The 211-nt window shown below is 57.8% G+C and carries 1 rRNA gene; it reads left to right on the top strand.

The annotated features are described in order from the left end of the window. Positions 1-211: ribosomal RNA gene (locus ACSEXW_RS28635) — 16S ribosomal RNA — on the top strand; the annotation flags it as partial.

The following is a 211-nucleotide window of genomic DNA, read 5'->3' on the forward strand; positions in this document are numbered from 1 at the left end:
GCGGATCTGTTCCTTCGGGGACAGGTTAGCGGCGGACGGGTGAGTAACACGTAGGCAACCTGCCTGTAAGCCTGGGATAACTTCCGGAAACGGATGCTAATACCGGATACGTTGCGTTCCCGCATGGGGATGCATGGAAAGACGGCGCAAGCTGTCGCTTATGGATGGGCCTGCGGCGCATTAGCTAGTTGGTGGGGTAACGGCTCACCAA

The sequence above is a fragment of the Oryzibacillus soli genome (genome assembly GCF_051594765.1).
Classification (GTDB): Bacteria; Bacillota; Bacilli; order Paenibacillales; family NBRC-103111; genus Paenibacillus_AR.